Below are 19,149 nucleotides of genomic sequence, written 5' to 3' on the forward strand. Positions count from 1 at the left end.
AATCTTCTTACAGTACCCCAGCTCCGGCCCAACAGCCCGACTAGAATCCGCGCCCTCTCGGATAAACGGGAAACTGGTACCGGTTGCGCCGAACGATATACACGATCAACCAGATCAGTCCCGCAAGGATCAGGAACGGAGCGAGCGGCAACAGAAGCCACACGCGTCCAGGCAGAACCGTCCGCTCCCCATGAATCGCAGCCCCATTACCCAATTTCAGGTCTCCCGCTGCAATCGCTACATCGCCACCAACCGACGCATCCTGGCCCATCTCGAGATCGCCACCCAGCGAAGCCACGTCGCCCGAGATATTCCTCCCGGAATCCACTATCACCGATCCCAGAAAGGTAGCGATATCCCCCTTCACCTCACCGTGCACGCGCACCGTGCAAAACGCACAGGCGATATCTCCCGCTGTCTCTCCATCTGCAATCGTAATATCGTTTCCAACACTGGCGCGATCCTCCGAAGAGCGGGCAAAGGCGGGTGTACAAGCAACTGTCAACAGAGCAACGGCGAACAGCAGTCTACGCATGAAAAACCTCGTGGGCTAGTGTACGGTGATCGATGCCTTCGGTGTGCCGTTTTTCCTGAAGCGCTTGCCAATCGCCCCGCATCAGCGAGGAAGGCCACTCGATGCTACCCTTAAAGCACCGATGAGCCAGGAACTTCCAAAAGCATACGATCCGTCCGTTATCGAACAACGCTGGGCCGAGTACTGGGTCAAAGAACATCTGTTTGACGTTCCGACCCCCGAAACTACGCACGACGCGCAAAAGAAGTTCACCATACTTCTACCGCCGCCCAACGTCACCGGCCGCCTTCACATGGGCCACATGCTCAACCAGGCGGAGATGGACATTCTCACCCGCTGGCACCGCATGCGCGGCGAAACCTCCCTCTGGGTGCCCGGCACCGACCACGCAGGCATCGCCACCCAGATGATGGTCGAACGCCAACTCAAGGAAGAAGGCAAGAGCCGTCAGGAACTTGGCCGCAACGCCTTCGTCGAAAAGGTCTGGGCCTGGCGCGAGCTCTACGGCGGAGCCATCCTCGATCAGATGAAGCGCCTCGGAGCCAGCGTCGACTGGTCCCGCGAATACTTCACCATGGACGACAAGCTCTCGCCCGCCGTGAAAGAAGCCTTCGTCCGCCTCTACGAGCAGGGCCTCATCTATCGCGGAGCCTACATCGTCAACTGGGACCCCGTCGCCCAGACCGCCGTCTCCGACCTCGAAGTGGAGCACGAAGAGCGCCTCGGCAAGCTCTACCACATCCGCTATCCGCTCGCAGACGGCACTGGTTCCATCGTCATCGCAACCACGCGTCCAGAAACCATGCTCGGCGACGTAGCCGTAGCCGTGAATCCCACCGACGAGCGCTACCTCGCTCTCCAGGGCAAACTGGTCCGTCTGCCCCTGAGCGGCATCAGCGCTGCGGCAGGTAGAACAGCCCAGCCCGACCGCGAGATCCCCATCCTCGCCGACGACTGGGCCAAGCCCGAGTTCGGCACCGGCGCAGTAAAAGTCACACCCGCGCACGACGCTAACGACTTCGCCATCGGCCAGCGCCACAACCTCCCCAACCTCACCATCCTCGACGAGACCGCGCACGTCCTCCTCCCCGGCTCGCCCTATCACGGCCTCGACCGCTACGCCGCACGCGAAAAGATCGTCGCCGACCTCGAAGCCCAAGGCCTGCTCGTCGAAGTGAAGGACCACACCAACGCCATCGGCCTCTCCCAGCGCACCGGTGTCGTCATCGAGCCGCGCCTCTCGCAGCAGTGGTTCATCAAGATCCAGCCCCTCGCCGACAAAGCCATCGAAGCCGTCGACAAGGGCTACATCAAGTTCACGCCCGATCAGTACCGCAAGACCTACGATGAGTGGATGCGCAACATCCACGACTGGTGCATCTCGCGCCAGCTCTGGTGGGGCCATCGCATCCCCGCATGGCACTGCAAAGCCTGCGCCGCCATCACCGTCTCGCGCGAAACCCCCACTCACTGCGCCACCTGCAACTCCACCGAGATCACGCAGGAGACCGACGTCCTCGACACCTGGTTCTCCTCCGGCCTGCTTCCCTTCACCGTCTTCGGCTGGCCCAACCCCAACCCCGACACCGGCATGCCGGACCTCACCCCCGACCTCGCGGCCTTCTACCCGACGCAACTTCTCGTCACCGGCTTCGACATCCTCTTCTTCTGGGTCGCCCGCATGGTCATGCTCGGCACCCACTTCATGCTCGACGTTCCCATGCCCGACGGCAGCAAACGCGAGTTGAAAGACGCTGTCCCCTTCCGCGAGGTCTACATCCACGGCCTCGTCCGCGACGCCAACCGCGAGAAGATGTCCAAGACCAAGGGCAACGTCATCAACCCCATCGACATCATCGAGCGCTTCGGCACCGACGCAGTCCGCTTCACCCTCGCCAGCATGGCCTCTCCCGGCACCGACATTGCCTTCAGCGAAGCCCGCACCGAAGGCTACCGCGCCTTCGCCAACAAGATCTGGAACGCAGCCCGCTTCCTCTTTATGAACGTAGACCGAGCCAAAGAGGCTGGCTACAGCATGACCATGCGCGACAGCGGCGGCGTCGCCTCCTTGCCCGACAACACCCCGCTCGAGACCCGCTGGATCTTCTCTCGTCTCAGCGTCGTCTCCGCCGAAGTCGACCGCGCCCTCGCCGACTATCGCTTCGACGAAGCCGCCAACGCCATCTATCAGTTCTTCTGGGGCGAGTTCTGCGACTGGTATCTAGAGCTCGCCAAGCTGCGCCTCGTCTTTCCAGAGAATGCCCCTACCGAAGACGCGGAACCAGACATGACCACCGCCCTCACCCTCGCCTCGCTCGTAGGCGTCTTCGAGAGTGCACTGCGTCTCCTTAGCCCCTTCATGCCCTTCCTCACCGAAGAGATCTGGCACGCGCTCTACGAAGGCAAGCCTCCCGCGAAATCCATCGCGCTCACTCGCTACCCACAGGCCACCGACTTCCCCGCCGACCCGGTAGCCGAGAGCGCCATGAAGACCCTGCAGGAGCTCATCGTCACCGTGCGTGGCCTGCGCAAAGAACTCGGCGTCCCCGAGAAAGAAGCCACACCCATCACCATCCACGCAGGCAATCGCGTCCTCGCACTCGCCGACGCCAACGCCGACGTCCTCTCAAGAATGGCACGCGTCCAAGCCGTCGAGTTCGCCAGCGAGTCGCTCACCGGCTCAAACGCACGCTCCACCGCAGAGTTCGACGTAGCCGTAATCTACGAGCGCCAGATCGACATCCCCGCCGAACGCGAGCGCCTCACCAAAGACCTCGCCAAATACGAAAAAGGCCTGGCCTCCGCCGACAAACAACTCAACAACGAAACCTTCATGTCGAAGGCTCCCGCCCACATCGTCGACGGCCTGCGAAAACAATCCGCCGAGACAAAGATCTTGTACGACAAAACAAGGGCAGCGCTGGATTCGCTGCCCTCCGTATAACTGAAAAAATCTCAAGAAAACTTCTCGTCGCGACAAACCCGCGAGGCCCGCAGACTCGTGCTCATTCAAGCGCGCGTCTTGGATTCTGCTTGCTGGGGCATAGCGGAGAGTCCGAGTTGCTCCATCAACGTCATCAGATTCCAATCCGACCACTGCTCCACGATCTTTCCGCCCTCTATCCGATGGATCGAGGTGCCCGAGACCGTGGCCGTGCGGTTGGTCGGAGCCAGACCAAGGAACTGTCCCTTGTGAGTCCCTCGGGTCGTCCAATGGTGCACAACCTCATTTCGTTCAGCGATCGTATCGTCGATTGAACATCTGAAATCGGGAAATCCGATCCTGCACATCTCAATGTGCCGCTTCAGGTTGTCCGCTCCCGAGGTAAGAGCGGGAAAAACCGGGTCGTGAAGCTTGCATCCGCTTGCGACAAGTTCGCGGATCGAGTCCATCTTCCCCTGGTTCCAGCACTCCTCCATGAATCTCTGCGCGATCTGTTTGTTCTCCATGGTCTGTTTGTCATCTGTAGCCATAGTCAAATCCTCCTTATGGAACGGGGATTATAGACCCCCTCGCGCGAAGCTTGAAAATGCCCCTCGACTAACCGACTGTTGACAACAAGATGCAAGCGCCCGGTCACCCGAGTCCAGATGCAAGTCCTCTACTACGCAACATCGACGTTCTCGCCGAGCGCGCGCCACGCGAAAGATCTGGCAAGGTACGAAAAGGAGCCTCACCGCCGCCGACAACCAACTCAACAACAAACCTTCATGTCGAAGGCCCCCGCCCACATCGTCGACGGCCTCCGCAAGCAACACGCCGAAACCACAATCCTCTACGACAAAACCAAAGCCGCCCTCGACGCCCTTCCACCCAACTAGCTTGGAAGAAGGGCGGGTGCAAATCTCCCGCCCTCAACTCCACCTATTTGCCAAGAAAGTAGTTGACTGTCACGGTAGTATTCACCGTCACATGCCTTCCGTTGACGAGGTATGGAGTCCAACGCCACTCCTTTACCGCTGCGAGCGCACTCTCATCGTAGTCGGAGCGCAGTCCCTTCCTCACCCGCACGTCGCTCGGCACTCCCTCCTCGTCCACAATCACGTCCAGCACCACCGGCCCGTTGAGCGTGTCCTTCTTCTCCCTTGCCTGCGCCGGGTACACCGGAGGCCTTTTGTAGACAGCGTCCATCTTTTGCGCGGGTATCGTCAGCCTCGCCGAACCCGCATCCTGGGCCACCGCCGCAGTCGCGGGTGCGGGCACCTCCATCCGCAACCCCAGCGCCGACGCGCACGTTACCAGCCCCACCATCCCGCAAGCCGCAGCCGTACCCACCCTCCGCACTCCTCGCATCTCCACACCTCCTTCGCTCAGTCGCATAACTCTCCTCTCAAAGCTGTTGGCATCGAAGATCCCGATGGCGTGTAGTGTCTTATCCGGCGCGCCCTTCACCAGCAGCGACGCTAGCCGCAGTAACGATCGTGCATATCTCTCACTCCCTGCGACAGCCTCTGCCGCCATCGCATCGCAAACCATCTCACGGCTCTCCGCAACTCGCGCCCGCGTCAACCAAAACGCCGGATGATAAGCCACAGGCAACGACAGCACCTGATAAGTCAGGTTCTTCACAAAGTCTCGCCGACGCATATGCGCGAACTCATGCGCCATCACAACATCCAGATCCTCCTCTGCAATGCTCTCGAGAAATCCAGGCGGCACCAGCATCACATCGCTCCGAACGCCAACCGTCACCGGCCCGCCGATCACCTCCGACTCTGCTACTCGTGCCGATGCGCAACCAAAAAACCTCCCGCATCGCTCCCAACGCTGCATCGCATCCCCCGCCAGCAAGACAGCCTTCGCCTGCCGCTCCATCCGCCAGGTCCTAACCATCCTCCATCCCAGCCTTGCCGCGAAGTACAGCACGCTGCACCCATAGGCCACCGCCGCAACAGCGAGCACCTCTTTCGAAAGCCACGCCATACCCAGGCCGCTCGTCACGCCCGAACCAACGACAACCCGTACCTCCCCACCAGTCCCAACCGAGCCCCGCAGAATCAACCCAACGATCTCGTGAATCAAACCGCCTGGACGAAACCGGCAAGCAGGCAACCCCCCCTGCAGCAGCAGAGCGATCACCCACACGCGATGCTCCAACTCCGGCCCACTCCGTCGCGCCATCCGCGCCGCCATCCACCCAGCCGCGAAGATCACCGGCACCTGCCACAAGGAGTTCAACAGATACCCCAGCACCCATCCCTCAGCAGCGCTCATCCCTCGCCTCCTCTCTTCTCCAGCATCTTGCTAAGCCGTGCAATCTGCTTCGCATCGATCTGTTTGCTTTTGATCAAACTCATGACCAGTTCCTCGCTCGACCCGCCGAACATCCGATCCACCAGGTCCCGCACCGCATGTCCTGACGCCGCAGCTTCGGTCACCGTCGCACTGTACTCGTACGACCGCCCCACGAGAGTCCGCTTCAGCTTGCCCTTCTTCTCAAGGATGTTCAGCATCGTCTGCACCGTGGTATACGCCAGACGCTGCTTTAAACTCTCCTGCACCGCGCTGACGTTGCTTGTCCCCAGCCTCCAGATCGCCTGCATGATCTGAAGCTCCAGTTTCGTCAGCGTGTCTCTCTTGATTGCACCCATCCGTTCATCTCCTAAGCAATTAGGACAATAGACCGCACGCTGGAAATTTGTCAACTAAAAACTTAGGACTTCAACTCAAACAGAGGAATTTAGCTAACGGGTTATCCGTCGGACTTTATCCGTCACGAATTCACATACAGTCAGTTGGCAATGATCTTCGCTGGCCGCATCGTTACCGCCCCCAGCAGAAAGAAAAGAGCGCCAACAGCCGACAACACCGCGGGCACAACCGAAAAATACCGCAGCGAAAGCACAAACCCCACACACTGCAGCGCAAACATGGCCCACCCAATCGGGCGCGCTCTTCTCTCACCAGCACGAGCCATCGACCCCAGCGTCCACGCCAGCCATGCGCTGAAAACATCAAACGCTGAGATCGACAGCCCAAAGCCGGTATAGAACCCGCCATAGCTGAACGTCGCGCGGCCCGCAGAAAATCTCACGCTGTTCATCGCCTCCCACACGGCGCGGCCTTCCGCCGACTCCGGGCGGAAGGCCAGAAAGCCATACGTATGGCCGACTGCAAACAGCAGCATCAGCACAGCCGCAGCGCGAAACCACACCGCCGCTCTCACGACGCCTCGTCCGCCTTCGCCGCAAACATCCCCAGCAGGGCTCCCCATCCGCCCTCGGCGTTCACCTGTTCGCGCATCTTCGCGCATCCCATGCCATGGCGTTGCAGGCCGCGATGCTCCAGTTCCACCAGCGTCGTACCATCATCTGCCGGAGTAAATCGCACCTCCACCTCGCTGCACTTGCTCAGGTCCGGTTCGAACTGCCAGTCTGGCTTTATCTGCCACGCCATCACAAACAGGTGGGGCGGCTCCCACGTCAGCACCGAACCCCACGGACAGTTCGTCCCATCCTCCTGCTCGGTAAAGATCGCGCCCATCGGCCTGCCCTCCACCACAACCCGCTTCATCGGCGAGCTGCCAATGTGGTGCGTCCTCGGCCACCAGCTATCCATCTCCTCGGTAAAGATGCGGAAGGCGCGGGCCGCATCCGCTCGCACGCGAATACTCTTGCGTACCGGCTCGACCACCTGAGCCTCTACCTCCATCGTCATCGTGTCCTGCGTATTCACTTGTCTCTCCGGCATATTATTTCTCCTCTACCTTCGCTTGAAATGCTTCCAGAGCCTCGCCCCAGAAGTTGTCCAGATACGATCGCAGTGCTGCAAATCCCTTCGGATCCAAACTGTAGTACCGCCGCGTTCCTGCCGCCTCATCGCGCACCAGCTTCGCCTCCTTCAAAACCCGCAGATGCTGTGATACCGCCGGCCTGCTCACCGTAAGCCCTCGCGCCAGTTCCCCAACCGGCAGCGGCCCCCGGCGAAGCCGCTCCAGCAGCATCCGCCGCGTTACATCCCCAAGTGCATCCAGTTGCTGCTGTCCGTAAGTAATCACTTACCGTAAGCTAATACTTACCTAAAAATCCGTCAAGCTTTTTTTCATCCCAAAGCAAAGAAATCCTCGCCGACCAACGGGAGGCCGCAAGGCGAAGCCGGTACACACCCCACGAAGTGGGCGCCGCCCGCGCAGGGCGCACGAAACGTCCCCACCGATTTATCATGGAGGGTATGCCGTTTCCGATCAAAGTCTGCGCCATCTGCTCCGAAGAGTTCGAGCTGAAGCCCGATAAGCCCGGCTTCGCCAACCGCTGCCCGGAGTGCAGCGCCGAAGAGTCCTCCGACCCCGTCACCAAACCACACATGGACGCCGTCGACCGCAAAATCCAGACCGAAGCCAACGCCGCCCGTCGCCAGGCGATGCGCGAACTCCTCTACCGCAAAGACAGCTAACGGTTCCCGACCTTATCACGTAAAACTTGTCTTCAGGACGCTTTTGCTGCAACGAGGTGCTGAATGAAGCGACGAGAGTTCCTGACCACCGCGGGCGCAGCAGCCCTTGCGCTCACCCTGGACAGCACGTACGCCAATGGGCAACCAGTCCTTGCCTCAGCTTCCCCGCTCCAACCGCCTATCAACGCTGAGTCAGCAACTTCGACATATGTGATTCTCGGCGTTCCCCTTCGTGCAGGATCGCTCTATCCCGGAAACGAGAACGACGCTCAGGCCTACCGTGACGCCGACCTGGTAAAGCAGCTCAACCACGCCGGTCGCAGCGCTGTCGATGCCGGGAATCTCCCGATACCCAGCTATCTTCCCCATCACTCCGTTCCTCCCATCAGAAGCTGGCCAGCTCCACGAATCGTCTGGGATCTGCTCAGCGAGCATCTCACCGGGATACTAAAACAACCTGGACAGACTCCGCTCTTGATTGGTTGCGACTGCAGCGTCGTCGTAGGAACCGCACAAGCCTTGAGCAAAGTCACATCAAACGATATTCACGTCCTCTACATCGACGGAGACTGCGACGACGCCGCGCCCATCTCTTCCCGCAGTCAGAGCGCCGCCTCCTGCGCGGTCTGGTTTCTCACCCATGACTCGCCGTTTTGGAATGGCCCCCCGCTCAAACCTTCGCAGGTCTCCTTCGTGGGATGGACCACCCCCTCGCAGTCGCCGGAAACAGGCATCCGATCCACATCGCTGGCCGATCTCCGGCGCATCGGCATTCGACAATCGGCGCAGCAGGTCCTCGCAGCGATACCACCCTCCGCTGCAATCCTGTTGCATCTGGACATTGACGTCTTCCGCGCAAGCGACCTCACCGCCATCTACTTCCCACACGAAGAAGGACTCAGCCTCGAAGAGGGCAAAGAGTTGCTCGGCATACTGCTTCAGGACCCCCGCATTCGTCACATCGAAATCAGCGAATATGCCGCTCTCCGGGACGTCGGTCAAAACTCCGTGCACCAGCTGGTCCAGATCCTCGTCGACAAGCTGCCTCCCTCGAAGCCACAGGCGACCTCTCCATGCTGACCGCAAAGCCGCAGACCGACCGCCCCTCACTCCTTCTGCGCGGAGTCCGCAAAGCCTTCGCTGATGTCGTCGCCGTCAACGGCCTCGATCTCGAGGTCACACCCGGCGAGTGCTTCGGTCTGCTCGGGCCAAACGGCGCCGGCAAGACCACCACCATCGAGATCTGCGAAGGCCTCACCACACCCGACAGCGGCGTCGTCGAACTCCTCGGCCTCAACTGGCGCACCAACGCGGACGAGCTTCGCCAGCGCATCGGCCTCCAGTTGCAGGAGACGCAGTTCTCCGAGAAGATGACCGTCGAGGAGACCCTGCGCCTCTTCCGCAGCTTCTTCCACCGCGGCATCACCGTCGAAGACTCCATCAAAAGCGCCCAGCTTGAAGAGAAGCGCAGCGCCCGCGTAGGCACACTCTCCGGCGGCCAGAAGCAGCGCCTCGCCATGGCCTGCGCCCTCGTCGGCGATCCCGAACTTCTCTTCCTCGACGAACCCACCACAGGCCTCGATCCCCAGGCCCGTCGCAACCTCTGGGACCTCCTCGACCGCCTCAAGCAGGAGGGCCGCACCATCATCCTCACGACGCACTACATGGACGAAGCCGAGCGCCTCTGCGACCGCGTCGCCATCATGGACCACGGCCGCATCATCGCACTCGACACGCCTCCGAAGCTCATCGCCTCCGTCGGCGGTGAGCACATCGTAGAGTTCGCCGCCACCAGCCGCGACAACGGAGCCGCCGCAGTCGATCCAGCCCTCCTCACCGCAATCGAAGGAGTGGAGTCTCACCGCCTCACCGCCGGCATCCACCAGCTCTCCGTACGCGAGCTCCACACCGCCGTGCCGAAGATCTTCTCCGTGCTCGCCTCGCAAGGCCTTCACCTGGACGAGTTCCGCACCCACTCCGCGACGCTTGAAGATGTCTTCGTAGGTCTCACCGGAAGGAACCTGCGCGATGAATAAGCTGGAGTTCAGCAGCCTCTATCAACTCACGATGATGCGCTTCCGCCTCTTCCTGCGCGAGCCCGAAGCGATCTTCTGGATCTTCATCTTTCCCATCCTTCTCGCCGCCGGCCTCGGCATCGCCTTTCGCAACCGCCCGCCGGAGGTCCTTCAGGTTGGCGCCACCACGTTGCAACTCACCCAGGCCCTCAACGCCGACAAGGGCCTCACCTCCATAACCATGGACGAGGCCACAGGCACGCAAGCCTTAGCCACAGGACGCATCCTGCTCCTCGCCGTTCAGCGACCCGACACAACCGTCTACCAGTACGACTCCACTAACCCGGATGCGCGCACCGCGAAGCTGCTCGCCGACCGTGCGATTCAAACTGCAGCCGGCCGACACGACGCCCTCCCCAGCAAAGAGGAACTGGTGCACGAGACCGGCTCCCGCTACATCGACTTCGTAGTGCCCGGCCTATTGGGAATGAACCTCATGGGCTCCGCCATGTGGGGCATGGGATTCGCCATCGTAGACGCGCGACAAAAGAAACTCCTCAAGCGTCTCGTCGCCTCGCCCATGCCTCGCTGGCAGTACCTCGCGTCGTTTCTCCTCTCGCGTCTCGTCATGCTCGTCATCGAAGTCGCCGCCTTTCTAGGCTTCGCCCGCCTCGTCTTCGGAGTTCCCTTTCGCGGATCGATCACGCAACTCTCCCTCCTCTGCATCCTCACGTCACTGGCATTCTCCGCCCTGGGCCTGCTCACCGCCTCCCGCGCCAAAACCATCGAAGCCGTCTCCGGACTCATGAATTTCGTGATGTTTCCCATGTGGATCTTCTCCGGGGTCTTCTTCTCCTCCACACGTTTTCCGGCCGCAGTCCAGCCCCTGATCCGAGCCCTCCCTCTCACCGCAGCAATCGACGCCATGCGCGGAAACATGCTCCAGGGACTAAGCCTCCAGCAGCTCCTCGCCCCGGTAGCCATCCTGTTGGCATGGCTCATAATCCCCTTCGCCATCTCCCTGCGCATCTTCCGCTGGCGCTAGTTCGGATGCCGTGGATTCCGCGAAAGGTCGGCGGAGATACCCGAACCCCGAAAAGCTTCTAAATCGTCTACCAGGGCCGGCCATTTTCCTTACAGAGAAGTACAACGTCGGTGCTCGATAGTCAGGGCTCGGTTCGGAGTTGGGTGACGAACTTCTGAAGTTCTTCGAAACGCGCGATAGCGTTCTGGACGTACTCGCCGTAGCGCGGATGGGTGAGAAGGGAGCCGTCGATCAGAGCCGCGGGCTCGATCATTGCTAAGTCCGTCTTACGAACCACCGACAAAGCCATCGCGTCCATACCATTGGCGAGGATGGCGCGCATTTTTATCAGCCCAGGTTCGGTGAGGAAGTCGCGATCCTGCTCCCTGTGCAGGACGGCGTACCCGTTCCAGAAGAAGGCAACGGCGGTCAGCGAGGCGCGGAGAATGATGTCGCCTGCGTGTTGGTGTTGGATGCGGTCGATGCCGAACTCGTACTCGATGGTGTCATTCATCGTGCGGATGCTCGCGACGGTCTTGCCGACCAGATCGCGGAAGCTGTCAGCCGGGCCGAGGAATTCGGCGGTGGTACGTGCAGCCGTGGACTCGCGGAGGAGCACGCCGACGCCGCGAAGGATGGTAGCAAGGGAGCTCCGCATGGCCGTGACGTTACGGACCGGCCAGATCAGGTCGAAGACAAAGGCCATGATCACCAGCGCCAGCAGAATGCCGACGAGGCGGTCGCGGGGAGGGGCAAGCTCGGTAGGAGCGGAGAAGCCCGCGAAGACCACCAGGTCAAAGGAGAAGGCGGTCTGCACCCCAACGAAGTTGAATTGGCGTCCGCCGACCAACCAGGCGGAGAAGAAGGTAACTACTGTGACGAGGAGGACCAGCGAAGTGATCGAGTCCATGAGGGGGAAGAGAAAGACGGTCGCGCCAAGGGCGAAGATGAGGCCCCCGATTACGGAGCCGGCAAGGCGGAAGATAAGGCGCTGCTTGATGGCCCCGCTGGTGCCGAGCCCGGTGATGAACACGGTGATGATGGACGTGGAGATGCCTGGCCACCCGACGGCCAGAGAGATGATGTAGCAGAGCGTGGCGCAGAGGCTGATCTTGAGAGCAAAGGCGATAGTCTGAGGCTGCCAAAGGGCTCCCGGAATCAGGAAGGGAACCTCGCGCGAAGGCAGGGCGATAAGCTTCTTGCTGGCGGCCAGGTCGCCCTTCATTGGCATAGAGATGATGTCGTGCAGCACGAGTTCGACGCGATCGAGCAGCGTAGGCTCTGGCCCCACAGCATGTTCCTCCGCCAACGGCTGCCGCAGGTCCGGTGGAACAGTGTCGAGTGCAAGATAGTGGCAGAGGTTCGCGATGTGAGCGCAACGGCGGCGAAGGGCGGGGTCGGAGAGAGTGGGGTACTGCAAACCGAAGCCAGCCGAAACATCCAGAAGCTGCGCCTGCATCGTGATCCGTACGCGCACACCGATGGGGAGCACGCTGGGATCGAGGTTGCGCTCAACGATGATGTTATAGAGCCGCTGCATGGCGTACTGGCCCGCAACTGCGAGACGTGAGACTTGAATGACAGCCGGGGAGAGCTGCATGGCATCCGCTCCCTGGCCGTAAAGCGAGAACATCGTTTCGAGCGCCTGGTAGCGCGTGATGCGCTCCTTCTGAAGTTCCTCGGCTGCATTGCGGCGGCCAAAGACGTATTCGACCAAGACGACAGAGCCTACAGACAGCGAGACAGCGCCGAGCAGGTAGAGCATCTCCTTGACCAGCGGGCCAGCAGGGGTATGGGTCTCCCAGGGTGACATGAGTATGGCGAAGACGAGGCCGAAGATCACAGCCAACCCAGGGGCGGTACTCGACATGAGGAACATCCCAGTCAGAAAACACGCGACGGCGATACCAAGCACACGCGCCATCGGATCGTTGTCAGTGACGATAACCACAGCGAGCACCGCGGCAATTGCCACAGTCACTGTGAGCAGTGTGAGGATAGCGGAGCGAAAGGAGACGGCCGGAGAATCACGGCCGATGAGAAAGACCAGGAATATGCCAAGCCCGGCGAAGGGCATGCGCAGCGTCATCACAAGAAGCAGCACAATGACCGAAGCGAGTACGATCCGCAGCGCACCGTTCCAGCGGCCCGGCGTGGGTTGGATGTCCTGCCAGATGCGCGCGGTCCAGGTGGACAGATTCGCAGCCATAGCCGGTTACCTCAGGACCGTGACCGAGGGTCTCGCCAATGTCTTTCTTCTGTGGGAGCGATACGAATCATGAGTAGTGGTTTTCATGAGGTGCTACCAAAGGACAGTCTACCGTTGATTGAGATGGAATCCACCCTTCACATTACTGAGGTCTTGTTCAACTGTCCTCCCATCACCCCAGACGGTGGCTGCCTTGGCAGTACGAGAAGGGACGCCCACCCCCTCAGCGGAGAACCCCTCATACGCGCTAACCGCCGCAATCGACGCCATGCGAGGCAACATGCTCCAGGCATCAACCTCCCACAACTCATCGTCCCACTAGCCATCCTCTTAGCGTGGCTCGTAATCCCTTCGCCATCTCGCTCCGAATCTTCCGCTGGCGCGCTAGTTATCGCGGGGACGAAAATGGTGGGGAAACCGGCGGTGAGTCCGATTCGAGTCCGGCACTAGAAGCTGTCGAAAACCGCGTTTTGCGGGAATAACGTCGTCACTTCCGAGAAGCCGACTTATGAGGCCTGACTTCACGAAATAGCGACGTAGAGATCGTAAGCTAGAATTCCGACAACGGCCTTGACTTGTGAGCGTATCTACGAGGAGAGCGTTTATGAGAGTCCCGCAACAGCGACCGTTATCGATCTTCCTGTTTTTTCTTGGTGTCCTTAGCGGATGCACCTACGCCCTCGACGTTCACAGCCATCGCTTAACGTCGACACTCGCGCAGTTCATTGTGTGGTGTCCTGGCGCCGCAGCACTGTGCACCTGCCTGCTGCTCCGCATCCCTCTCGGAACCCTGGGCTGGAGTTGGCCGGCACGACGCTTTCTCAGGCTCGCGTATTTTCTGCCGCTGCTCTACGCCACGCCGGTGTACCTGCTCACCTGGCTGGTCGTTCGCGGCTCCTTCACCCTCAAGAGCTTCGAAGCCTCGATGGTAGAGCCTTATGGATTGGCCCGCTGGCCCGCCTTCGGGACGTTTGGCGTGGCGCTGCCGCTGTTGTTTACCGTCGGCGTTGTCTTCGAAGCGGTGTGGTCGCTCGGCGAGGAACTCGGATGGCGCGGGTTCCTGTTTCCCCGGCTGCAGCAGCGGTTCGGCTTCCACGGCGCCTGCCTGATCTCAGGGTTGATCTGGGCCGTGTGGCACTTTCCGGAACTCCTCTGGACCGACTTCAGGCCGGACACAAAGCCCATCTTCTTCCTCGCCTGCTTCACGATCATGGTGACCGCGAACGCCTACCTCATAGGCTACCTTAGACTGCGCTCGGGCAGCCTCTGGCCCTGTGTTCTTCTACACGCCACCCACAACACGTTTATTCAGAGCCTATTTGATCCGCTGACGGCTCCTGTCGGTTGGGCAAAGTACATCACCACAGAATTCGGGGTTGGGTTAGCGGTCACCGTCGTCGTAGCAGCAACGGTCCTCGTTTCGCGTAGCCGTCCACGTGAAGGCTTTTCCCCTGCCGCGACAGATGAGCCACGATAGTTAAAGGGATCAGTCCTGAGAAACGCCGTTTCGTTTATTAATTCAGCCTAACGCGTTATCGCTAATCAGCAGTTGCCGAGAAGTCGGCTTTTCGGCAAGTTGAGCCGCTGCCGTCAAGCTGACCCACTATCGAAAACCTTCACGCAGCACATATGTCGGCCGCATGACATACAACGAATGTTAATTTTCTGCTAATACTGGTAGATGCGGAAAAAAGTAGTTGAGATCAAACCAGCCGATCGCCAAGCCATCCTCGAAGAACGCCGTCGCCTCAAGATGGCACGCTCCGCCCACGCCTACGTCCGCGGAAACACCCTACAGTTCTACGAGTGGCTCAAAGCCGACTCCGCCCGCAAACTCCCCCAGGGCCCTCCCGTTTGGATCTGCGGCGACTGCCACGTAGGCAACCTCGGCCCCGTCGCCAACTCCGAAGGCAAAGTCGAGATAGAAATCCGCGACCTCGACCAGACCGTCATCGGCAACCCCGCACACGACCTCATCCGCCTCGGCCTCTCCCTTGCCACGGCCGCCCGCGGCTCCGACCTCCCCGGCGTCACCACCGCCCTCATGATGGAGCAGATGGTCCAGGGATACCGCAGCGCCCTCATCCCGCATCGCGCTACGAAGGTCAAGAAAACCCCCGAAAACCTGCGCCCCGTCGAGACCGTGCTTCGCCAGGCCGTCAACCGCGAGTGGCGACACCTCGCGCAGGAGCGCATCGAGGACGTCAAACCGACCATCCCCCTTGGCGACCGCTTCTGGACACTCTCCGACGAAGAAAAGGAAGAGATCGAAAAGCTCTTCCAAAACGAAGACGCGCGAAAACTCATCACCTCGCTCAAGCATCGCGACAACGACGCAAAGGTCCGCGTGCTCGACGCCGCCTACTGGATGAAGGGCTGCAGCTCCCTCGGCCGCCTCCGCTACGCCGTCCTGCTCGGCGTAGGCCCGAAGAAAGACAAGGAGTACTGCCTCGTCGATATCAAGGAGGCCGTGCGAGCCGCCGCACCCGCCGCAAAGAACGCCGACATGCCAAAAGACTTCGCCCAGCGAGTCGTTGCTGGCGCCACCAACCTGTCACCCTACCTCGGCGAACGAATGCTGGCTGCGAAGTTCCTCGCCCGCCCCGTCGTCCTGCGCGAACTCATGCCCCAGGACCTCAAGCTCGAGATCGACCGTCTCACCCGCGAAGAGGCCGTCAACGCCGCAAGCTACCTCGCCTGCATCGTCGGCAAAGCCCACGCCCGCCAGATGGACGCCGCCACCCGCAAACACTGGGCCGCCGAGCTAACCAAAAACCAGTCAAAGACCCTCAACGCCCCAGGCTGGATGTGGACCAGCATAGTCGAACTCATCGCCAGCCACGAAACCGCCTACCTCGAGCACTGCCGCCTCTACGCCACCGCCTAGTTGAAAAAGGATGGGCCTTGCAGGCGGCCCGCTACGCGCGGTGCGGTCACTTCGTGACTTGTATACCCCTTCGGTTGGCGCTCCCGATGGTCGCGATGAAATACCAGTCGGCCATCGGGAGGCCGAGCCGAAGCCGGTATACACCCCACGAAGTGGGCGCCGCCCGCGCAGGGCAACCCAAGGCAAATTTCGATCTTGAGCGGGGAGGCATTAGCACACGCACAAATCCTCTCCTCTCCCAACCAAGATTTTCCACAGAAAAATCTCTAAAACTTGGCGTATTTTCCGTCCCCCAAAAGCACGCATCCAAAACACCACGTTTCACCAGCGAACCACCACGATCTCACCATCAAAACACCACGCCAAAACACCCACTTTCCCAAAACCCTCTCGAAAATAGCCCAAAAACAGCAAAAAACTCCCCGTCACCACGCCCGATTTTTTTCTGCAAAATTAAGAGGTTTAGGATTAGAGAATGGACTGGAAGAGCAAACGGATTCGCACCATCCTTGAAGCTGCCCTGGCTGAAGACAAAGTCGCCAACGACGTCACCACCGCTCTCACCATCCCACCCAATCTCCGCGCCTCCGGAACCATCATCGCCAAGCAGGCCTGCGTCGTCTCCGGACTAGGTTGCATCCCCGTATTTCTAGATATCTTCGCCAAGATGTCCCCCGCTCCCGTAGGCCGTTTCGAAGTGATCAGCCACCCCGAAATCTTCGACGGCGTAAGCGTGAAGAAGGGCCAAACCCTCGCCGTTATTCGTCATAACGCTGCAGCGATCCTCTCCTGCGAGCGCGTCATCCTCAACCTCATGCAGCGGATGAGCGGCATCGCAACCCTCACCAACGAGTTCGTAAAAGCAGTCGCCGGCACCAAAACAAAAGTCCTGGACACACGCAAAACCATACCTGGCCTGCGCGTTCTCGATAAGTACGCGGTCTGCTGCGGCGGAGGCGTCAATCATCGTCTCGACCTGCAGGACGGAATCCTCATTAAGAACAATCACATCTCACTCGGCGGCGGCCTTCCAGCAGTGCTAGAACGCGCACTCGAACGCCGCAAGACAGGCCAGGTCGTGCAGGTCGAAGTCCGCAGCCAGACAGAACTAGACCAAGCCATCGCGGGCGGCGCGGAGTCTATCCTGCTCGACAACATGACGCCCTCGCAGGTAAAGAAAGCGATCAAGCAGATCCGCGCCACCCTGCCAAACGTCCCTGTCGAAGCCTCCGGCAACATGAATCTAAAGACGGTGCGCGCCTATGCTCTAGCGGGAGTGGACTTCGTCTCCGTTGGCGCACTCACGCACTCAGCGGCCGCTGTCGATCTGAGCATGCGCATTACCGCAGACATCTACTGAGGACTGAGTGGCTGATTCGTTCGATCTAACCTCTGTTGAAGCTGCTCTCGCCGGCACCTCTTTCGCAGGCCATTTGCAGCACCTTCCAACGGTCGGTTCCACGAATCTGCTGGCGCTTGAAGCCGCGCAAGCAGGTGCATCGCATGGCAGCGTGTGGGTCGCGGATGAGCAAACCGCCGGACGAGGCCGTGGCGGCCACATCTGGCACTCCATACCCGGCGATGGTCTCTACCTCAGCGTCCTCCTGCGCCCAACGATGGCACTGGTCGACGCGCTCTGGCTGTCCCTCGCAACCGGCCTCGCGGCGCGAGCAGCCATCGCTGCCGTCACCGGTCTTCGGTCCGACATTCGCTGGCCCAACGATCTTCTCCTCCGTGAGAAAAAATGCGGCGGCATCCTCGTCGAAACCTCCGCCGTCCCATCGCAGTCGAACGCCCCGACGATGCTGCGGTACGCCGTCATTGGCATTGGCATCAACGTAAATCACCGCACCTTCCCAGAAGAAATTGAACCCTTCGCCACTTCTCTACGCCGCGAAAGCGGAGATCCGTATCCGCGCGAACCCGTACTGATCGAGCTCCTAAGCGCTCTCGATCAAGAGATCCACCTTCTCGAAGACGAGCTACGCGGAGCTTCCAGTCACCCCCGGCTACTAGAGAGATTTGAGGGAGCCTCAACCTGGGTGCGAGGCAAACACGTTCGAGTTGACGAGGACGGCGGCTATACTGGCGTGACGACAGGGCTCGACCCGCGAGGTTTTTTGCGTGTTGCAGGAGATGATGGAGAGCTGCATACCGTACTCTCCGGCGGAGTTCGTCCGTTCTAGACGGAACAGGGTGGGAGATTCGGACCATGCTACTTGCAATGGATGTGGGCAATACCAACACGGTTCTCGGGCTCTACCAGCTAGCGAACGAAGCAACGACCCCGGCAACGGGCCCAGAGTTGGTGGCGAACTGGCGAATCACAACACCCTCGTCGAGACAGACCAGCGATGAGTTCGGCATTCTCCTGCGCAATCTTTTCGGCTTGAAGGGACTCGAGATCGGAGTCGTCGACGGCATCGCCATCTCTTCAGTGGTGCCTCCCCTGGACTCAACCCTGCGTCAGGTCTGCGAGCTCTACTTTCATGTGAGGCCCCTCTTCGTCGAACCTGGCGTGAAGACTGGTATCCCTGTCTTGACTGATAACCCCGCGGAGCTCGGAGCCGACAGGATCGTCAACTGCATCGCGGCCTTCGAGCGTTTCGGAGGGCCCAGCATCGTAGTGGATATGGGTACGGCAACGACCTTCGATGTGCTCTCCAAAAAAGGAGAGTTCCTTGGGGGCGCCATCGCACCCGGACTTGGTATCTCCGCTGACGCATTATTCTCGCGTGCCGCCCGGCTACCGCGAATCGATATCAAAAAACCCGCGAAGGTCATCGGAACAGGAACTGTCGACAACATCCAGATCGGCCTTTATTACGGCTACATCGGACTTGTCGACGGCATCCTCGAACGCATGATCGCCGAGATGGGACCCGAGACTAAAACCGTTGCCACCGGCGGCCTAGCGAAGCTCATAGCCGGCGGATCGAAGTACATCGGAGCAGTAGACGAAATGCTAACACTAACCGGACTGCGCCTGATCTACGAGCGCAATCTCGACCGACATAAAAAGCGTGGGACCTAACCAGGAAGTACATTTAGGCACACTCGTCTGCGCTGGCTTAAGCTGTAGAAGA

Annotated in this window: 20 protein-coding genes; 11 read left to right on the forward strand and 9 right to left on the reverse strand. The window is 60.3% G+C overall.

Going from position 1 to position 19,149, the window contains the following annotated elements; all coding sequences use genetic code 11:
* Window positions 1-40: 40 nt before the first annotated feature.
* The gene (locus HDF12_RS20140; RefSeq protein ID WP_179586337.1) at window positions 41-535 is read right to left on the reverse strand and encodes a polymer-forming cytoskeletal protein; all 495 of its coding nucleotides are present in this window, start codon (window positions 533-535) and stop codon (window positions 41-43) included.
* A 121-nt stretch (window positions 536-656) separates the two neighbouring features.
* Between HDF12_RS20140 and HDF12_RS20145 the strand changes: the two genes are divergently transcribed.
* Window positions 657-3,479 (forward strand): valine--tRNA ligase, encoded by a 2,823-nt coding sequence (locus tag HDF12_RS20145; protein ID WP_179586339.1) that lies wholly within the window; start codon window positions 657-659, stop codon window positions 3,477-3,479.
* Between the two features lie 65 nt (window positions 3,480-3,544).
* Here HDF12_RS20145 and HDF12_RS20150 read toward each other — a convergent pair whose 3' ends face one another.
* Window positions 3,545-4,009 carry an ester cyclase gene (locus tag HDF12_RS20150; protein WP_179586341.1) on the reverse strand — a complete coding sequence of 155 codons (465 nt, stop codon included), beginning with the start codon at window positions 4,007-4,009 and terminating at the stop codon, window positions 3,545-3,547.
* Between the two features lie 117 nt (window positions 4,010-4,126).
* On the opposite strand from HDF12_RS20150, the gene HDF12_RS20155 reads away from it, so the two are divergent.
* Window positions 4,127-4,357, forward strand: coding sequence for a hypothetical protein (locus HDF12_RS20155; protein ID WP_179586343.1), 231 nt, complete (start codon window positions 4,127-4,129; stop codon window positions 4,355-4,357).
* A 43-nt stretch (window positions 4,358-4,400) separates the two neighbouring features.
* Here HDF12_RS20155 and HDF12_RS20160 read toward each other — a convergent pair whose 3' ends face one another.
* The 5 genes from HDF12_RS20160 to HDF12_RS20180 all read right to left on the reverse strand — a co-directional run bounded on the left by HDF12_RS20160 (window position 4,401) and on the right by HDF12_RS20180 (window position 7,533).
* On the reverse strand, window positions 4,401-5,750 hold the full coding sequence (locus HDF12_RS20160) for a M56 family metallopeptidase (RefSeq protein WP_179586345.1): 1,350 nt from the start codon (window positions 5,748-5,750) through the stop codon (window positions 4,401-4,403).
* Window positions 5,747-6,127, reverse strand: a complete 381-nt coding sequence (locus HDF12_RS20165) for a BlaI/MecI/CopY family transcriptional regulator (protein WP_179586348.1) — start codon at window positions 6,125-6,127, stop codon at window positions 5,747-5,749. Before HDF12_RS20165 ends, HDF12_RS20160 begins: the two co-directional genes overlap by 4 nt.
* Window positions 6,128-6,267: 140 nt before the next feature.
* Window positions 6,268-6,702 (reverse strand): LIC_13387 family protein, encoded by a 435-nt coding sequence (locus HDF12_RS20170; RefSeq protein ID WP_179586350.1) that lies wholly within the window; start codon window positions 6,700-6,702, stop codon window positions 6,268-6,270.
* Window positions 6,699-7,226, reverse strand: a complete 528-nt coding sequence (locus HDF12_RS20175; RefSeq protein WP_218892513.1) for an SRPBCC family protein — start codon at window positions 7,224-7,226, stop codon at window positions 6,699-6,701. The genes HDF12_RS20170 and HDF12_RS20175 overlap by 4 nt, the downstream gene beginning before the upstream one ends.
* Before the next feature lies 1 nt (window position 7,227).
* Complete coding sequence (locus HDF12_RS20180; RefSeq protein ID WP_179586352.1) at window positions 7,228-7,533, reverse strand: metalloregulator ArsR/SmtB family transcription factor; 306 nt, start codon at window positions 7,531-7,533, stop codon at window positions 7,228-7,230.
* Window positions 7,534-7,706: 173 nt separating this feature from the next.
* Between HDF12_RS20180 and HDF12_RS20185 the strand changes: the two genes are divergently transcribed.
* From HDF12_RS20185 to HDF12_RS20200, 4 genes are all read left to right on the forward strand, one after another.
* A complete protein-coding gene (locus HDF12_RS20185; RefSeq protein WP_179586354.1) occupies window positions 7,707-7,928 on the forward strand; it encodes a hypothetical protein in 222 nt (73 codons plus the stop codon).
* A gap of 63 nt (window positions 7,929-7,991) precedes the next feature.
* Window positions 7,992-9,008 carry an arginase family protein gene (locus tag HDF12_RS20190; protein ID WP_179586356.1) on the forward strand — a complete coding sequence of 339 codons (1,017 nt, stop codon included), beginning with the start codon at window positions 7,992-7,994 and terminating at the stop codon, window positions 9,006-9,008.
* Entirely contained in the window at window positions 9,002-9,964 is a 963-nt protein-coding gene (locus tag HDF12_RS20195; protein ID WP_179586358.1) for an ABC transporter ATP-binding protein, read from the forward strand. The genes HDF12_RS20190 and HDF12_RS20195 overlap by 7 nt, the downstream gene beginning before the upstream one ends.
* Entirely contained in the window at window positions 9,957-10,988 is a 1,032-nt protein-coding gene (locus HDF12_RS20200) for an ABC transporter permease (RefSeq protein ID WP_179586360.1), read from the forward strand. Before HDF12_RS20195 ends, HDF12_RS20200 begins: the two co-directional genes overlap by 8 nt.
* A gap of 121 nt (window positions 10,989-11,109) precedes the next feature.
* Here HDF12_RS20200 and HDF12_RS20205 read toward each other — a convergent pair whose 3' ends face one another.
* A complete protein-coding gene (locus HDF12_RS20205; protein WP_179586362.1) occupies window positions 11,110-13,176 on the reverse strand; it encodes an FUSC family protein in 2,067 nt (688 codons plus the stop codon).
* A gap of 108 nt (window positions 13,177-13,284) precedes the next feature.
* Complete coding sequence (locus HDF12_RS20210; protein ID WP_179586364.1) at window positions 13,285-13,458, reverse strand: hypothetical protein; 174 nt, start codon at window positions 13,456-13,458, stop codon at window positions 13,285-13,287.
* Window positions 13,459-13,780: 322 nt separating this feature from the next.
* On the opposite strand from HDF12_RS20210, the gene HDF12_RS20215 reads away from it, so the two are divergent.
* The 5 genes from HDF12_RS20215 (at window position 13,781) to HDF12_RS20235 (ending at window position 19,097) form a co-directional block, all read left to right on the forward strand.
* Window positions 13,781-14,653, forward strand: coding sequence for a CPBP family intramembrane glutamic endopeptidase (locus HDF12_RS20215; protein WP_179586366.1), 873 nt, complete (start codon window positions 13,781-13,783; stop codon window positions 14,651-14,653).
* A gap of 204 nt (window positions 14,654-14,857) precedes the next feature.
* A complete protein-coding gene (locus tag HDF12_RS20220) occupies window positions 14,858-16,063 on the forward strand; it encodes a DUF2252 family protein (RefSeq protein ID WP_179586368.1) in 1,206 nt (401 codons plus the stop codon).
* 475 nt (window positions 16,064-16,538) lie between these two features.
* Window positions 16,539-17,423 carry a carboxylating nicotinate-nucleotide diphosphorylase gene (gene nadC / locus HDF12_RS20225; RefSeq protein ID WP_179586370.1) on the forward strand — a complete coding sequence of 295 codons (885 nt, stop codon included), beginning with the start codon at window positions 16,539-16,541 and terminating at the stop codon, window positions 17,421-17,423.
* 7 nt (window positions 17,424-17,430) lie between these two features.
* Complete coding sequence (locus HDF12_RS20230) at window positions 17,431-18,249, forward strand: biotin--[acetyl-CoA-carboxylase] ligase (RefSeq protein WP_179586372.1); 819 nt, start codon at window positions 17,431-17,433, stop codon at window positions 18,247-18,249.
* Between the two features lie 26 nt (window positions 18,250-18,275).
* A complete protein-coding gene (locus tag HDF12_RS20235) occupies window positions 18,276-19,097 on the forward strand; it encodes a type III pantothenate kinase (protein WP_179586374.1) in 822 nt (273 codons plus the stop codon).
* The last annotated feature ends 52 nt before the right edge of the window (window positions 19,098-19,149 follow it).

The organism is Tunturiibacter gelidiferens (assembly GCF_013410115.1).
In the GTDB taxonomy this organism is placed as follows: Bacteria; Acidobacteriota; Terriglobia; order Terriglobales; family Acidobacteriaceae; genus Edaphobacter; species Edaphobacter gelidiferens.

Excerpts from the sequence above, each read along its gene's own strand:
- HDF12_RS20140 (WP_179586337.1), bottom strand. The coding sequence starts at position 535 with ATGCGTAGACTGCTGTTCGCCGTTGCTCTGTTGACAGTTGCTTGTACA.
- HDF12_RS20145 (WP_179586339.1), top strand. The coding sequence starts at position 657 with ATGAGCCAGGAACTTCCAAAAGCATACGATCCGTCCGTTATCGAACAA.
- HDF12_RS20150 (WP_179586341.1), bottom strand. The coding sequence starts at position 4,009 with ATGGCTACAGATGACAAACAGACCATGGAGAACAAACAGATCGCGCAG.
- HDF12_RS20155 (WP_179586343.1), top strand. The coding sequence starts at position 4,127 with ATGCAAGTCCTCTACTACGCAACATCGACGTTCTCGCCGAGCGCGCGC.
- HDF12_RS20160 (WP_179586345.1), bottom strand. The coding sequence starts at position 5,750 with ATGAGCGCTGCTGAGGGATGGGTGCTGGGGTATCTGTTGAACTCCTTG.
- HDF12_RS20165 (WP_179586348.1), bottom strand. The coding sequence starts at position 6,127 with ATGGGTGCAATCAAGAGAGACACGCTGACGAAACTGGAGCTTCAGATC.
- HDF12_RS20175 (WP_218892513.1), bottom strand. The coding sequence starts at position 7,226 with ATGCCGGAGAGACAAGTGAATACGCAGGACACGATGACGATGGAGGTA.
- HDF12_RS20185 (WP_179586354.1), top strand. The coding sequence starts at position 7,707 with ATGCCGTTTCCGATCAAAGTCTGCGCCATCTGCTCCGAAGAGTTCGAG.
- HDF12_RS20190 (WP_179586356.1), top strand. The coding sequence starts at position 7,992 with ATGAAGCGACGAGAGTTCCTGACCACCGCGGGCGCAGCAGCCCTTGCG.
- HDF12_RS20195 (WP_179586358.1), top strand. The coding sequence starts at position 9,002 with ATGCTGACCGCAAAGCCGCAGACCGACCGCCCCTCACTCCTTCTGCGC.
- HDF12_RS20200 (WP_179586360.1), top strand. The coding sequence starts at position 9,957 with ATGAATAAGCTGGAGTTCAGCAGCCTCTATCAACTCACGATGATGCGC.
- HDF12_RS20205 (WP_179586362.1), bottom strand. The coding sequence starts at position 13,176 with ATGGCTGCGAATCTGTCCACCTGGACCGCGCGCATCTGGCAGGACATC.
- HDF12_RS20210 (WP_179586364.1), bottom strand. The coding sequence starts at position 13,458 with ATGTTGCCTCGCATGGCGTCGATTGCGGCGGTTAGCGCGTATGAGGGG.
- HDF12_RS20215 (WP_179586366.1), top strand. The coding sequence starts at position 13,781 with ATGAGAGTCCCGCAACAGCGACCGTTATCGATCTTCCTGTTTTTTCTT.
- HDF12_RS20220 (WP_179586368.1), top strand. The coding sequence starts at position 14,858 with ATGCGGAAAAAAGTAGTTGAGATCAAACCAGCCGATCGCCAAGCCATC.
- nadC (WP_179586370.1), top strand. The coding sequence starts at position 16,539 with ATGGACTGGAAGAGCAAACGGATTCGCACCATCCTTGAAGCTGCCCTG.
- HDF12_RS20235 (WP_179586374.1), top strand. The coding sequence starts at position 18,276 with ATGCTACTTGCAATGGATGTGGGCAATACCAACACGGTTCTCGGGCTC.